The sequence below is a fragment of the Terrabacter sp. Ter38 genome (assembly GCF_024519435.1).
GTDB lineage: Bacteria > Actinomycetota > Actinomycetes > Actinomycetales > Dermatophilaceae > Terrabacter.
On sequence record NZ_JALJRZ010000001.1, the window covers coordinates 301,396 to 316,491 of the forward strand.

Below are 15,096 nucleotides of genomic sequence, written 5' to 3' on the forward strand. Positions count from 1 at the left end.
GGTCCCCGTCCCCGCTGGAAGCCTGATTGGGGGCTGGGCGCCGGCCACAATCCTGGGAGGGGACCGGAAGGTCCAACGCCATCCCGTCGTCCACCGCCTCTGGTCGCCGGCCCCGCGCGACGAGCCGTTCGGCGGCCAGTGGCGCCAGGCGCGCGACCCGACCGGGCACCCCCGCAGTTCCTGTCCCCGGCCGACGCGGCTACCTCTGGGTCAGGTGGGTGGTGCAGGCCTCGCACGACGACCGTTGGTGGTCGGTGCGTTCGCCGCTGCCGCTGCACGGAGCGATCGCCAGGCGGAGACCCGCCGGGCCGCTGCCGTGCAGGGAGGGCGCTCGCCGCGCTGCCGCGGGTGTGAGCCCCTACCCTGAAAGGGTAAGCACCGTTCATCTGACACATCCCCGGATGCATCGTCTCCGGGTTTCGTCCAGCGTTCACTCGAGTCCCAGGAGCAGTTGAGGAGTTCTCTCACTTCCGGACGAGAGCCTGCGCAAAGCCGTTTCCCCGGACACGGGCGTCCACCCTTCCCAGGAGCGCCGATGATGTCCCTCCCCCCGCGCCAAGCCCGTCCGCTACTGGTGGTGACAGTCAGCACCCTCGCCCTGCTGGCAGCCTCCGTCCCTGCGATCGCAGCGCACTCCGCCGCCACGTCCACCATGTCGCCCGCCGCCGCCGCCGCGAAGTCTGTCGCCGCGAAGTCTGCCGCGGTGGAGTCGGCCTCGTCACCGTGGCGTCCTTCGGCGGCCACCGCCACCCCGATCAAGCACCTCGTCGTGATCTACCAGGAGAACGTCTCCTTCGACCACTACTTCGCCACCTACCCGCACGCGGCGAACACCGCCGGCGAACCCGTCTTCCGGCCGCGACCGGACACTCCTGCGGTCAACGGCCTCAATGTCTCGCTGCAAGCCCCGAACAACCCCAACTCGGTGCAGCCGTTCCGGCTGGCTCGAACACAGTCGCAGACCTGCGACCAGGACCACACCTACACCAATGAGCAGAAGGCGTTCGATCACGGGCTCATGGACAAGTTCGTCGAGACCGTCGGCCGGGGCGCCGGCACCTGCGCGGACTACGGCCACGGCAAGGGCCTGGTCATGGGCTACTACGACGGCAACACGGTCACCGGCCTCTGGAACTACGCCCAGCACTTCGCGATGAGCGACAACTCCTTCAGCAGCACCTTCGGGCCCTCGACGCCCGGCGCGATCAACCTCGTCTCCGGCCAGACCCACGGGTTCACACCCGATGGCACGGCGGTACCCGCTAGCAGCAACACCATGATCGGGGACCCCCAGCCGGCGGGCGACAGCTGTGACACCCGGGACACCAGCACGTCCGTGGACCCCAAGAACAAGAACGTCGGCGACCTGCTGACCGCCAAAGGTGTCAGCTGGGGCTGGTTCCAGGGCGGGTTTGCCGACTGCACCGCCAGCCACGCTGACGTCGGCGGCGTGGTGAGCAAGGACTACATCCCGCACCATGAGCCCTTCCAGTACTACGCCAGCACCGCCAACCCCACGCACACCCGCCCGGCCTCCACGGCCGAGATCGGGCACGCGGGCCCGGCGAACCACCAGTACGACCTGACCGACTTCTGGTCAGCCGTTGACGCACGGAGTATGCCGTCGGTGAGCTTCCTCAAGGCGGCCGCCTATCAGGATGGCCACGCCGGATACTCCACGCCTCTGGACGAGCAGCGCTTCCTCGTCGAGACGATCAACCGGCTGCAGCGGACGCCACAGTGGAAGGACACCGCGGTGGTCATCGCCTACGACGACAGCGACGGCTGGTACGACCACCAGATGTCCCCGATCGTCAACCAGTCCCAGGAGGCGAACGATGCCCTGACCGGTCCCGGTACCTGCGGCAGCAACCCGGCCCGGGTGGCCGGGGGCTACCAGGACCGTTGTGGCTACGGGCCCCGACAGCCCCTGCTGGTCATCTCTGCGTATGCGAAGAAGAACTTCGTCGACCACACCATCACCGACCAGACCTCGATCCTCAAGTTCATCGAAGACAACTGGACCACCGGCCGGGTCGGGAACTTCTCCTTCGATGAGAAGGCGGGCCCCCTGACCAACCTGTTCAGCTTCTCGACCCACGGTGACGGCGATGGCCGCGCGCCGCGCCTCTTCCTCGACCCGGCGACGGGTCAGCCTGCCAAGCGCTGAGCCCACCCGCAGCCGCAGACCGCCCTACCGGCACCAGAGGGACACCTGACCTACGTCGCGCGTCGGTCAGGTGCCCTCGCTCTGCCCGGGGCAGGTGATCAACCGGACCGCCCTCCGTGCGTCGTGCAAGGTGCGTGACTCGCCGCGAGTAGACCCATCACGACTGACGATTTCGATGGCCCCGTCAGGGCTGCGCCGAGGCGCGGGCGCCCCTCCCGATGAGCGAGCCGTCGAGCCCGGCGATCGCGACGGCAACGGCCGCATGCAGGACCCCGTACCAGGGGTTGGTGTCGGCGCCGAGGCCTGCGAGCAGCGGCTGCAGGATCCCGAGGACCACGAGCACGACCGCGCGGACGATGGTGTCGCGTCCCTGCCGGGTGACGAGGGAGACGACGAGGACGGCGATGAGCGACAAGATCGTGAGGTAGCCGACCGCCTGGTGCGGCTCAAACCACCCGTCGTCCGCCTTGTGGAACTGCCGTTCGAAGATGCCGTAACCGGCGAGCACGAACTGCAGGGCGATCAAGGCCATCGCGACACCCGCAACGATCACGAGCGGACGGCCGGGTGCGGCTCTCGACGTGCGTATCGGACCTGCTGCCTCGGACATCCCACTTCCTCCTGGTCAGGGTCGGTCGCCGAACCACCCGTCCCGTGGTGGACGACATCGTGCCCCCCGAGTCACTGTCGCAGCCCGTCCTGCGCAGCCGATGGCTGCGATCCGCGGCGCAGACCGATCCTAGGCGCGTCCCGTGCGATCCCACTAGCACTGGCGCGCACGCAGACGCGCCTGGACCTGCGGCCGCGGCGAGATCTTCGACTTCACCGTCGATCGCCTCGACCTCGAGCGCCGGACCGGACAGTGCCGGGGCCTAGCGTGGAACCCAGGTTGCACATCTCCGGAGGCGAGAAATGGACCAGCAACAGATCTGCGCAGAGATGGACCGCGTCCGCGACGACTACCGGGATCTTCTCGACAACGCCACGGTCGCTGAACTTCGCAAGCCATCCGACGGCACCAAGTGGAACAACGAACAGTTGCTATTCCATATGCTCTTCGGCTATCTGCTGGTGCGGAACCTGAGGATCCTCGTCTGGGGCTTCTCCCGTCTGCCCGAGGGTACATCCAGGCGGTTCGCCGGGCTTCTCAACGCTGGCACCCGGCCGTTCCACGTTGTCAACTACGTCGGCTCCCTGTTCGGTGCTCGCACCCTGGGATTTGCCCGCATGGAGCGACTCATGGACCGCGTGCTCAGCGACCTACAGCAGTCCGTTCGAGCGCAGTCGGAGCGCGCGCTAGACCGGGGCATGCACTTCCCGTCCGGCTGGGACCCGTACTTCAAGGACTACATGACACTGCGCGACATCTACCACTACCCGACCCAGCACTACCAGCACCACCGGCGGCAACTGACCCTTGAGCGAGCGCGGGGATAGCTCACGGATGTGCCGCTCGGAGGACGTTCGTCCGGCCATGCCCCCGAGCAGCAGTGCCCCACCTCGCGGAGTGGATCAGGACCGTTCCAGATCGCGCCCGAGGTGCAAAGGCGTGCGTAACCAGCGGGCGCGCCAGCTCAATCGCTGAGGCAGCACGTGGACCAGGGCTGCGCACCACAGTTCGTGAGCCCAAAGTCATGGGCGCCCGAGCCCCCGAGGGCGTATGCCGCCGGGCGGGTCAGCGCGGCGGCCCGTCGACCGCGCGGTGGCGGGTGAAGCCCTTGTAGCGCGTACCCTGGTGGACGCACAAGCCCAACGGGTTGCCCGGTGCGCGATAGCCATACCAACTCTTTACCGTCGCGCAGGACTTGTCCTGATTTCCCCTCCGAGACCCAGAGAGTCGTCGCCTGTCACCGCAGGAGGGCGCGCAGTGCCCGCGCTGCGCGCACGAGGCTCGGGCCGACGGAGCGCACGTCGAGGGGGCCAAGCGACACGACGCCAAGCGAGGCCTCCACCGGGGCCGTCGTCTCGGGGCGACAATGGGCTACTAGACGATTGTCGGTAGGGCCCGTGTCTGGCCAGACTCGCCAGGCGATCGGCGGGCGGCCGCCTTTGCGGCTGCCCACCAGCGTCACCGGTGTGGCTCTCTATCGGTCTGCGGCCCGCCGGTCGCCGTGAAGGGGCGTGGCTCAAGCAGGGACTGCCCCGCTCGTGGTAGCATTGTCCACCTCGGCGTCCCCGTCGGAGGCGAAGGCACGCGCCAGAGCGCGACCAAGCACTCCGGGCCCGTATGACGTCCGCCGCTCCCAGGTGGCACCGTGACCGCCCCGGCAGGTCGGCTCAGCGGACGCTGGGCGACGAGAGCTGGACGAGGCAGGCGCCCTCGCGGGCGAAGGGCACGAGGCGTACCTCCGTGTCGGCGGCGCTCGACCGCTCCAGGGTGGCGCGCAGCATCTCCTCGTGCATCGTGCACACGACACCAGGATGGGCGCGGGCCGATGAGAGCACCGGGCACGTGCGCAGTGCGACGTCGCCGTCCGGCTCGACCTGCGGCGAAAAGCCCGCTGTTGTCAGAAGCCCGACGACGAGGTCGAGGGGTGGCGTCGCTCGTGCGCCCGGCGACGGCAGCGCGCCAAGTTGGCCGGCCCAGCGGCGTCCGATGGCGCGGGCATGGACCTCGGGGTCACGGGTACCAGCGAGGTGCTCGGCCATTGCCGTGACGAGCTCGTCGGTCGAGACGGGCCGCGACACGCGCAGCGCCTGGACGACGAGCTGTCCCCGGTCGGTCAGGTGGTGGCCGAGGGCGGGACGGCCCCGCGTGCCGGCCTCGACGGTCGTGCGCCCGACAAGACCGTCGGCGACCAGCCGGGCGAGGTGGGCGCGGGTCGTGTTGGGGTGCCCGCCGAGGGTCTCGACGAGCGCGCCGATCGTCCCCGGTCGCTCCGGCTCGTAGCCCGCCAGTGCCTCTAGCACGCGCTCGCGCGCCGCAGGGACCTCGGGCAGGGCCTCCGGGCCACGAGGGCCCGGCTCCGCCCAAGGCCGCCCGCCGGAGTCCGGACCGGATGGCCGGACCTGCTCGGAAGCCGGCCCGAGGGCCCGGGTTGGCGCGGCATCGTCAGATCGGCTACTTTTCACATGGGGAGTGTAATAAATAGTCGACCTCGGCGCATCCCGGCCGAGACGGCACCCCAACCTCGCCCCAATCCCAGGAGCCACCGTGAGCGTCCACGAGTCCCTTCCCGTCTGCGACATCAGATCGACCGGCGGCGCCTGCGGGTGCTCCGACGACGGCGAGCCGGAGCTCGACGTCCGCGCGATCCCGCACGCGATCCGCCAAGCGACCGTCTTCAGCGCCTTGGCAGCCGTGCCGGCCGGTGGGTCGCTGCGGCTTATCGCACCCCATGAGCAGGAGCCCCTGCTCGCCCAGATCGAGGATCGCGAAGGCGGCACCATCGGGGCCGACTACCTGGTGCGCGGCCCGCATGCCTGGACCCTGCGCCTCACCCGTCAGCCTGACCTCAGCTCCGACGCCACGTTCTGACAGACGCCCCGACAGACGCCGCGATGAGCATGCGCCAGCTCGAGCGCTCCTTCGCCGCTGCCCTGCCGGAGCGAGGGGTATGGCCGCTGCGCGATCACCGCCCGACGGTGTCGTCTTCCACTCCGCCGCTCGCAGCCACGTCCGAGACCACGCCCAAGACCACGACCACGCCCCAGGGAGATCCTCGCCGTGGTCGAGGGGCTCATGAACGACCTGCGGTCGCAGCGTGAACACCACCGACGACGGGAACCGATGATGTGCAGCTACTGCGGATGTGCCGACCTGGAGGTGGTCGGCCGGTTCATGGCCGAGCACGAGCACATCATCAACCACCTCAGCGCCCTGCGGAGCTCGCTCGACGACGAGCCGCGCCGGCGAGCAGCGGCCCGCGAGCTCGAGGCCCACCTGACGCCGCACGTCGTGGCCGAGGAGGCGGGGTTGTTCACGGTCATGGCTCGTGACGAGCTCTTCACCGACCACATCGCCCGGCTATGCGGCGAGCACCACGAGCTCGACGAGCTGCTCGCGGCGGTCGCGGGCGGTGACGTGGCCCTCTTTCCCCGCTTCGAGGACGCCCTGCGCGACCACATCGACCGCGAGGACAACGGACTCTTCCCGGCCGCAGCCATCCACCTCGGCGGCCCCGAGTGGGACGAGGTCGAGCATCTCACCCCGACGGCAGAAGGAGCACACCCATGACAACGAGCGGGGCACAGGAGACACCAACTACAGGGGGTCGTAGGTCTGGTCACTCCGGTCTCACCCGTGACAGGGTGCTGGGCATGGCAACCCTCGAGGTGACCCGGCCGCGCAACGAGGCACGGAAGGGGGTGCGTCGTGGCTGAACGGTCATCGACGAAATCGGCTGGCCAAGCTCGCACGGCAGGAGCTCCTGGCCTCGACGGATCGGCGACGGCGGCGCTGCTCAAGGCCGGCCGCTTCTTCACCCGGTGGGACGAGTCCGCTGACGGACGAGCCGTCTTCCGCGAGGGTGGGCGGGCCGGCGACGTCTTCTACCGCGACCGGTGGAGCCACGACAAGGTGGTCCGTTCGACGCATGGCGTCAACTGCACCGGCTCCTGCTCGTGGAAGGTCTACGTCAAGGACGGGATCATCACGTGGGAGACACAGCAGACCGACTACCCGTCCGTCGGCCCCGACCGCCCGGAGTACGAGCCCCGCGGCTGCCCGCGCGGGGCCGCGTTCTCCTGGTACACCTACTCCCCCACGCGCGTGCGCTACCCCTACGTCCGCGGTGTCCTGCTCGAGATGTACCGCGAGGCCAAGGCCCGCCTCGGCGACCCCGTCGACGCCTGGCACGAGATCACGACCGATCCCGAGAAGCGCCGGCGCTACCAAAGCGCCCGCGGCAAGGGCGGCCTCCTGCGCGCGTCGTGGGGTGAGGCCGTCGAAATCGCGGCAGCGGCTCATGTCCACACGATCAAGGAGTACGGCCCCGACCGCGTCGCCGGCTTCTCGCCGATCCCCGCGATGTCGATGGTGTCGCACTGCGTCGGCACCCGCTTCATCCAGCTCATTGGCGGCGTCATGACGAGCTTCTACGACTGGTACGCCGACCTGCCCGTCGCGAGCCCTCAGGTCTTCGGCGACCAGACCGACGTGCCGGAGTCGGGCGACTGGTGGGATGCGACCTACCTCATGATGTGGGGCTCCAACGTCCCGGTCACCCGCACGCCGGACGCGCACTGGATGGCCGAGGTCCGCTACCGCGGCACGAAGGTCGTCACCATCAGCCCCGACTACGCCGACAACACGAAGTTCGCCGACGAGTGGATGCCCGCCCAGGCCGGCACCGACGCCGCGCTCGCGATGGCGATGGGCCACGTGCTCCTGAAGGAGTTCTTCATCGACCGCGAGGTCTCCTTCTTCACCGACTACGTGCGCACCTACAGCGACCTCCCCTTCCTCATCCGCCTCGACCCACCGGAGGAGGGGTATGCCGCTCCGTCGGGTGAGGGTGCCACCGCTCCCCTCGTGCCCGGCAAGTTCCTCACCGCGGCCGACATCGCCGACGAGGGCACGACCGTGCCCGACGAGGACGCTTGGAAGACAGTGCTGCTCGATGACTCAACGGGCCAGCCCGTCGTGCCGAACGGCTCGATGGGTTTCCGCTACGCCGACTCGGGCAAGGGGCGGTGGAATCTCGACCTCGACGGTGTCAGCCCCGCGCTGACGATGGCGGGTGAGGCTGCCGAGCCGGTCGAGGTGCTGCTGCCGGCCTTCGTCGAGCCCGACGGCACTGGATCGGTGCTGCGACGCGGCGTGCCGGCCAGGCGCGTCGGCGGCCACCTCGTGACGACCGTCTACGACCTCATGCTCGCCCACTACGGGGTCGAGCGAGCGGGGCTGCCCGGCAGCTGGCCCACGGGCTACGACGACGTTACCGCGCCCTACACCCCGGCATGGCAGGCCGAGATCACCGGCGTGCCCGCAGAGCAGTGCATCCGCATCGCTCGTGAGTTTGCGACGAACTCGGAGCAGTCGCAAGGGCGCTCGATGATCATCATGGGCGCGGGCATCTGCCAGTGGTTCCACGGCGACGCGACCTACCGCGCGATCCTCTCGCTGCTCGTCCTCACCGGCTGCATGGGCCGCAACGGTGGTGGCTGGGCGCACTACGTCGGCCAGGAGAAGTGCCGACCCATCACCGGCTGGATCTCGCTCGCCAACGCCCTCGACTGGGGCCGCCCGCCGCGCACCATGACGGGCACGTCGTACTGGTACATGCACACCGACCAGTGGCGCAACGACGGCTACTCCGCCGACTCGCTCAACTCGCCTCTCGCCAAAGGACATCTGGCCGGCAAGCACACGGCCGACACCATCGCGCAGTCCGCCCGGATGGGGTGGATGCCGTTCTACCCGCAGTTCGGCACGAACCCGCTCCAGGTGGCGGAGGACGCCCAGGCCGCCGTCGACGCGGGCACCGCCCCCAGCCCGGCGGCCTACGTCGCCGGCGCCCTGCACGACGGCACGCTGACCTCGGCGATCGAGGACGTCGACGCTCCGGAGAACTGGCCGCGCACGCTCGTGCTGTGGCGAAGCAACCTCATGGGGTCCTCGGCCAAGGGCAACGAGTACTTCCTGCGCAACCTGCTCGGCACGCACCACAACGTCCTCGGCAGCGAGAACCCTTTGGCACCAAGGCCGTCCGAAGTGAAATGGCATGAGGAGGCGCCGGAGGGCAAGCTCGACCTGCTGCTCTCGGCAGACTTCCGCATGACGTCAACGACGCTGCTCTCCGACATCGTCCTGCCCGCAGCGACGTGGTACGAGAAGCACGACCTCAGCTCGACCGACATGCACCCCTTCGTGCACGCCTTCACGCCCGCCATCGACCCGCCGTGGGAGGCCAAGAGCGACTTCGAGCTCTTCCACCTCCTCGCCGAGAAGCTCTCGGACCTCGCGCGCAACCACCTCGGAGTCCGCAAGGACCTCGTCAGCGTGCCGCTCATGCACGACACACCCGGCGAGACGGCCCAACCCGGTGGGCGCGCGGTCGACTGGCGGGCCACGGGGCACCCTGGCGTGCCGGGCAGGACGATGCCGGTCTTCCAGCTCGTCGAGCGCGACTACACCGCGATCAGCGAGAAGCTCGCCACCGTGGGCCCGCTCGCCGAGAGCCTCGGCTTCACGGTCAAGAACGTCACCTACCGGGTCGACGAGGAGGTGGCCCGGCTCGCCGCCAAGAACGGCGTCATGCTCGGGGGCGCCGGTGACGGCCGTCCCGCGATCGACACTGACGCGAAGATGGCCGAGGCGATCCTCACCTTCTCCGGCACGACGAACGGCCACCTCGCCGTGCAGGGCTTCCGCACCCTCGAGGAGCGGGTCGGCAAGAAGCTCGCCGACCTCGCCGAGGGCTCCGAGGAGAAGCACGTCACCTTTGCCGACACGCAGAGCGCGCCGGTCGCCGTCATCACCTCGCCCGAGTGGTCGGGATCCGAGACCGGCGGGCGACGCTACGCGCCCTTCACCGTCAACATCGAGCGGCTCAAGCCCTTCCACACCCTCACCGGTCGCATGCACTTCTACCTCGACCACGACTGGATGCAGGACCTCGGCGAGGCCTTGCCCATCTACCGGCCACCCCTCGACATGCACCGCCTCTTCGGCGAGCCCAAGCTCGGGCCCGACGGCTCGAAGCAGGTGACCGTCCGCTACCTGACGCCGCACTCGAAGTGGTCGATCCACTCGGAGTACCAGGACAACCTGCTCATGCTGTCGCTCTCGCGTGGCGGCCCGACGGTGTGGATGAGCCCGCAGGACGCCGCCTCGATCGAGGTCAAGGACAACGAGTGGGTGGAGTGCCTCAACACCAACGGGGTGCTCGTCGGCCGGGCGATCGTCAGCCCCCGGATGCCCGAGGGCGTCGTCTACGTCCACCACGCCCAGGAGCGCACCATCGACGTGCCGAAGTCGGAGGCTACCGGTCGCCGCGGCGGCATCCACAACTCGGTGACGCGGCTGCTCGTCAAGCCGACCCACCTCATCGGCGGCTACGCCCAGCTGTCCTACACGTTCAACTACCTCGGGCCGACGGGCAACCAACGCGACATGGTCTCGACGGTGCGCAGGCGCTCGCAGGAGGTGACGTACTGATGCGTGTCATGGCTCAGATGGGCATGGTGATGAACCTCGACAAGTGCATCGGGTGCCACACGTGCTCGGTCACGTGCAAGCAGGCCTGGACCAACCGCGCCGGCACGGAGTACGTCTGGTTCAACAACGTGGAGACGCGGCCGGGACAAGGGTATCCGCGCCGCTACGAGGACCAAGAGACGTGGAAGGGCGGCTGGACGCTCACCCACCGCGGCAGCCTCAAGCTCAAGGGCGGAGGTCGGGTGCAGAAGCTGCTCGGCATCTTCGCGAGCCCCGTGCAGCCCAAGCTCGCCGACTACTACGAGCCGTGGACCTACGACTACCAGACCCTCATCGAGGCACCGCTCGGCGACGACTTCCCTGTCGCCCGGCCGAAGTCGCTCATCACCGGCGAGAACACGAAGATCACGTGGTCGGCCAACTGGGACGACAACCTCGGCGGCGCGAGCGAGATGGGCCACCTCGACCCGATCGTCGCCAAGCTCAACGCCTCGGTGCGGCGAGAGTCCGAGGAGAAGGTCCGCCTCGATCTCGAGAAGACCTTCATGTTCTACCTCCCCCGAATCTGCGAGCACTGCCTCAACCCCTCCTGCATGGCGTCGTGCCCCTCCGGTGCGATCTACAAGCGCGAGGAGGACGGCATCGTCCTCGTCGACCAGGACCGGTGCCGCGGCTGGCGGCAGTGCATCACCGGCTGCCCGTACAAGAAGATCTACTTCAACCACAAGAGCGGCAAGGCCGAGAAGTGCACTTTCTGCTACCCGCGTGTCGAGGTGGGCCTGCCGACGGTGTGCTCCGAGACGTGCGTCGGACGGCTGCGCTACCTCGGGCTCTTCCTCTACGACGCCGACCGGGTCACGGCCGCGGCCGCGACTCCGGAGGAGGGCGACCTCTACGAGGCCCAGCTCGACCTCCTGCTCGACCCGAGCGACCCCGCGGTCATCGCGGCGGCCCGGCGCGACGGCATACCCGACGACTGGATGGACGCGGCGCGGCGCTCGCCCGTCTACGCGCTGGCCAAGACCTACCGTGTAGCGCTGCCGCTCCACCCGGAGTACCGCACGATGCCGATGGTCTGGTACGTCCCGCCGCTCTCGCCGATCGTCGACGTGCTGTCGTCGCAGGGGCACGACGCCGAGGACCGCACCGTCCTCTTCGGCGCCATCGAGGCGCTGCGCATCCCCGTCGACTACCTCGCCGAGCTCTTCACCGCGGGGCGCACCGACATCGTCACGGGAGTGCTGCAGAAGCTCGCGGCGATGCGGGCGTACATGCGCGACGTGTCGCTCGGGCGTGACGGTGACCCCGCGATCCCGGAGGCCGTCGGCATGAGCGAGGAGACGCTCTACGAGATGTACCGCCTCATGGCGATCGCGAAGTATGCCGACCGCTACGTCATCCCGACCGCCCACGTCGAGCGCGCCCACGAGCTCGAGGAGATCGGCTGCTCGCTCGACTTCGACGAGGGTCCGGGGATGTACGAGTCCGGACCCTTCGGCGAGGCCAGCGGCCGGCCCGCGCCGGTGGCCGTCGAGACGTTCAACGCGCTCAAGCAGCGGCAGACGTCCGACGCGGCCATGGCGACGACCGAGTCCGGCTCCCTGACCGGTCGGGTCAACCTGCTCAACTGGGACGGCAACGGCGCTCCCCCCGGGCTCTTCCCGGGCCGCTCGGACGGGGACGCACCGTGATCGGGCTGCGCCGGCGCGCGACACCACGGGACCACCGCGTCGTGCACCTCGTGGCCGGTCGCTGCCTCGACTACCCCTCGGCCGAGCTCGTCACCACCCTCCCCTCGATGCGCGATGCCCTCGCGGAGCAAGGCGACTCGGCCGCCGCCACCGGACTGACGAGTCTCGTCGCCTACCTCGGCGGAACCGACCTGCCGGAGCTCCAGCAGGCGTACGTCGACACGTTCGACCTCAGCCGCAAGCACGCGCTCTACCTGTCGTACTGGACCGACGGCGACACCCGCCGACGGGGGGAGGTGCTGGGACGGTTCAAGACGGCATACCGCAGCAGTGGTGCGGTCGTCGACACGCACGGGGAACTGCCCGACTACCTCCCGATGGTGCTCGAGTTCGCGGCGCGAGTCGATCCGGAGGCCGGCGTCGCGCTGCTCCAGGAGTACCGCGCAAGCCTCGAGCTGCTGCGGATCGCCCTGCAGGAGAAGAAGAGCGCGTACGCGGCCGCGGTCGTCGCCGTGTGCGCGACCCTCCCCGGCGAGTCGCCTCCCGACCGCGCCGCGGTCATGGAGATGGTCGGCCTCAGCGGGCCGCACCCGACCGAGTCGGTCGGGCTAGAGCCCTACGACCCGAGACTCCTTCCGCTGCAGACGGCCTCGTCCTTCGAACCGACCGGGGCCCGCCCGTGAGCACCTTCCTCTGGGGCGTGCTGCCCTACCTCTGCATCGCGAGCCTCGTCGGCGGCACCGTCTGGCGCTACCGCTACGACAAGTTCGGGTGGACGACCCGCTCGTCGCAGCTCTACGAGTCGCGCCTGCTCCGCATCGGGTCCCCGCTCTTCCACTTCGGCATCCTGCTCGTGTTCTTCGGGCACGTCGGCGGACTCGTCATCCCCGAGTCGTGGACCGAGGCCGTCGGTGTCAGCGAGGGCCTCTACCACTTCAACGCGCTGCTCTTCGGCGGCATCGCAGGCCTCTGCACCCTCGTCGGCATCCTCATCCTCGTCTACCGCCGTCGCACGACCGGGCCGGTCTTCATGGCGACGACGAAGAACGACAAGCTGATGTACGTCCTCCTCGTCGCAGCGATCGTGCTCGGGCTCTGGACGACGCTCGTCAGCGTCGGTGCCGGCAGCGAGGCGCACAACTACCGCGAGACGGTGTCGCCGTGGTTCCGGTCGGTCCTGCTCCTCCGGCCCGACGTCGCCGCGATGGCGGCAGCGCCCGTCCAGTTCCACATCCACGCCATCGTCGGCATGCTGCTCTTCGCCCTGTGGCCTTTCACCCGACTCGTGCATGCCTTCACGGCGCCGCTGCACTACCTCTTCCGGCCCTACATCGTCTACCGCTCGCGAGACCGCCAGGTCTCCGGAGCGAGGCAAGCCCGCCCCGGCTGGAGCGGCATCGGCACCACCGACCGCGACCGGCAGCGATGAGGCGCACCTGCGGCACCTGATGGCCAACCGTGCGACGCGGCATACGCCCGGCGGACGTCGAACGATGAGACCTGACAACGACAACGCACAGATGAGGACATCATGAGCAGGACCGCACCGACCGCGCCCTCGCCGAGCGCGGACCTGAGCGGGCAGGGGAAGAACCTCGCCCTGGCGACCTGGGCCTTCGCCATCACCTTCTGGGCCTGGAACATCATCGGCCCGCTGGGCGTGAGGTACACCGGCGAAATGGGCCTCAGCAGCAGCCAGAAGGCGCTGCTCGTCGCGACGCCCGTACTCGTCGGCGCGGTGGGCCGCATCCCGGTGGGCGCGCTGACCGACCGCTACGGCGGCCGGGTCATGTTCCCGATCCTCACACTGGTGACTGTCCCCTTCGTCCTGCTCGTGGCGCTGGCCGGCAACCTGAAGTCGTTCCCGCTGATGCTGGTCTTCGGCTTCTTCCTCGGCATCGCCGGCACGACCTTCGCCGTCGGCGTGCCCTTCGTCAACGCGTGGTACCAAGCTGACCGGCGCGGCTTCGCCACCGGCGTCTTCGGCGCCGGCATGGGCGGCACCGCCCTGTCGTCCGCCCTGACCCCGCGGATGGTGACGTGGTTCGGCTACACGATGACCCACATCATCATCGCGCTGATGCTCGTCGCGACGGCCGCCCTGTGCTGGACCGCGATGCGCAACTCCCCCGCGTGGAACCCCAACACCGATCCGGTCGTGCCGAAGTTGAAGGCGGCGATCAAGCTTCCCGTGACGTGGCAGATGTCGCTGCTCTATGCCGTGGCCTTCGGCGGCTTCGTCGCCTTCTCGACCTACCTGCCCACCCTGCTGAAGGACGTCTACTCCTTCGACCTGACCGCAGCCGGCACGCGGACGGCCGGCTTCGCGATCGCCGCCGTCATCGCCCGTCCCATCGGTGGGTCCCTGTCCGACCGCATCGGCCCGCGCGCCGTGGTCGGCATCTCCATGGCCGGCACCGCGGTGCTCGCGGCCGTCCTGGCGTTCGAGCCGCCGCTCGAGGTGCCTGCAGGCGCGGCGTTCGTCGCCATCGCGTTCTTCCTCGGGCTCGGCACGGGCGGTGTCTTCGCGTGGGTGGCGCGCCTCGCGCCCCCGGAGCGGGTCGGCAGCGTCACGGGACTCGTCGGTGCGGCCGGCGGCCTCGGCGGTTACTTCCCGCCGCTGGTGCTCGGGGCGACCTACGGCAAGGTCTTCGACCACTACGGCTTCGGTTTGATGCTGCTCTGTCTCGTCGCAGTTGCCGCTCTGGTGTTCGCGCTCGTCGGCGTGAAGGACGCCCGCGGCAAGCAGGCTCGGACGGCGGCCGCCACGGTGTGAGCCGGCTTGTTCGGGAGGCTCCCCAGCGAGATCGCTTCAATCCACGCCACACGCGACAGCGCACGCCAGACGCCTGGGCCGCTCTGGCCGGATGCATGGTCAGGGCCACTCCGGCGGACGTACGCGCGCTGCCAGTTGCCCTCTGGGAAGCCGAACGAGCAACAGCGGAAGTGGCAAAAACTTGTTGCCCAACCCTTTTCAGATCACCGATGCAGCTCCCAGGTTCAGCCGCCCGCAACTCTGACTGGGGCTGCAGAGGCTCGGCGCCAACAGGTTCACCACGAGCCCGAGACGCCCATCCCGCCCACTGTGGGCGGCCCACTACGGCCAGTTGGATGAAGGCAGATCGAGCCGCAAG

General features: G+C 69.2%; 11 protein-coding genes. 9 read left to right on the forward strand and 2 right to left on the reverse strand.

Going from position 1 to position 15,096, the window contains the following annotated elements:
* Window positions 1–577 precede the first annotated feature (577 nt).
* On the forward strand, window positions 578–2,170 hold the full coding sequence (locus NR112_RS01405) for an alkaline phosphatase family protein (RefSeq protein ID WP_256792199.1): 1,593 nt from the start codon (window positions 578–580) through the stop codon (window positions 2,168–2,170).
* A 184-nt stretch (window positions 2,171–2,354) separates the two neighbouring features.
* Here the strand turns inward: NR112_RS01405 and NR112_RS01410 are convergent, their stop codons facing one another.
* Window positions 2,355–2,702 carry a DUF6220 domain-containing protein gene (locus NR112_RS01410; RefSeq protein WP_256792200.1) on the reverse strand — a complete coding sequence of 116 codons (348 nt, stop codon included), beginning with the start codon at window positions 2,700–2,702 and terminating at the stop codon, window positions 2,355–2,357.
* Between the two features lie 380 nt (window positions 2,703–3,082).
* Between NR112_RS01410 and NR112_RS01415 the strand changes: the two genes are divergently transcribed.
* Entirely contained in the window at window positions 3,083–3,607 is a 525-nt protein-coding gene (locus NR112_RS01415) for a DinB family protein (RefSeq protein ID WP_256792201.1), read from the forward strand.
* Window positions 3,608–4,447: 840 nt separating this feature from the next.
* Here NR112_RS01415 and NR112_RS01420 read toward each other — a convergent pair.
* Complete coding sequence (locus NR112_RS01420; protein WP_256792202.1) at window positions 4,448–5,080, reverse strand: metalloregulator ArsR/SmtB family transcription factor; 633 nt, start codon at window positions 5,078–5,080, stop codon at window positions 4,448–4,450.
* A gap of 244 nt (window positions 5,081–5,324) precedes the next feature.
* Between NR112_RS01420 and NR112_RS01425 the strand changes: the two genes are divergently transcribed.
* The 7 genes from NR112_RS01425 (at window position 5,325) to NR112_RS01455 (ending at window position 14,738) form a co-directional block, all read left to right on the forward strand.
* Complete coding sequence (locus NR112_RS01425; protein WP_256792203.1) at window positions 5,325–5,648, forward strand: DUF2249 domain-containing protein; 324 nt, start codon at window positions 5,325–5,327, stop codon at window positions 5,646–5,648.
* Between the two features lie 303 nt (window positions 5,649–5,951).
* Window positions 5,952–6,347: a hemerythrin domain-containing protein gene (locus tag NR112_RS01430; protein WP_256792204.1), complete on the forward strand. Its 396-nt coding sequence runs from the start codon at window positions 5,952–5,954 to the stop codon at window positions 6,345–6,347.
* A 138-nt stretch (window positions 6,348–6,485) separates the two neighbouring features.
* Window positions 6,486–10,271, forward strand: a complete 3,786-nt coding sequence (locus NR112_RS01435) for a nitrate reductase subunit alpha (RefSeq protein ID WP_256792205.1) — start codon at window positions 6,486–6,488, stop codon at window positions 10,269–10,271.
* Window positions 10,271–11,962, forward strand: coding sequence for a nitrate reductase subunit beta (gene narH / locus NR112_RS01440; RefSeq protein WP_256792206.1), 1,692 nt, complete (start codon window positions 10,271–10,273; stop codon window positions 11,960–11,962). Before NR112_RS01435 ends, narH begins: the two co-directional genes overlap by 1 nt.
* Window positions 11,959–12,645 (forward strand): nitrate reductase molybdenum cofactor assembly chaperone, encoded by a 687-nt coding sequence (gene narJ, locus NR112_RS01445; protein WP_256792207.1) that lies wholly within the window; start codon window positions 11,959–11,961, stop codon window positions 12,643–12,645. Before narH ends, narJ begins: the two co-directional genes overlap by 4 nt.
* Entirely contained in the window at window positions 12,642–13,391 is a 750-nt protein-coding gene (gene narI, locus NR112_RS01450) for a respiratory nitrate reductase subunit gamma (protein ID WP_256792208.1), read from the forward strand. The genes narJ and narI overlap by 4 nt, the downstream gene beginning before the upstream one ends.
* A 102-nt stretch (window positions 13,392–13,493) precedes the next feature.
* Window positions 13,494–14,738, forward strand: coding sequence for a NarK/NasA family nitrate transporter (locus NR112_RS01455; protein ID WP_306216585.1), 1,245 nt, complete (start codon window positions 13,494–13,496; stop codon window positions 14,736–14,738).
* Window positions 14,739–15,096 lie beyond the last annotated feature (358 nt).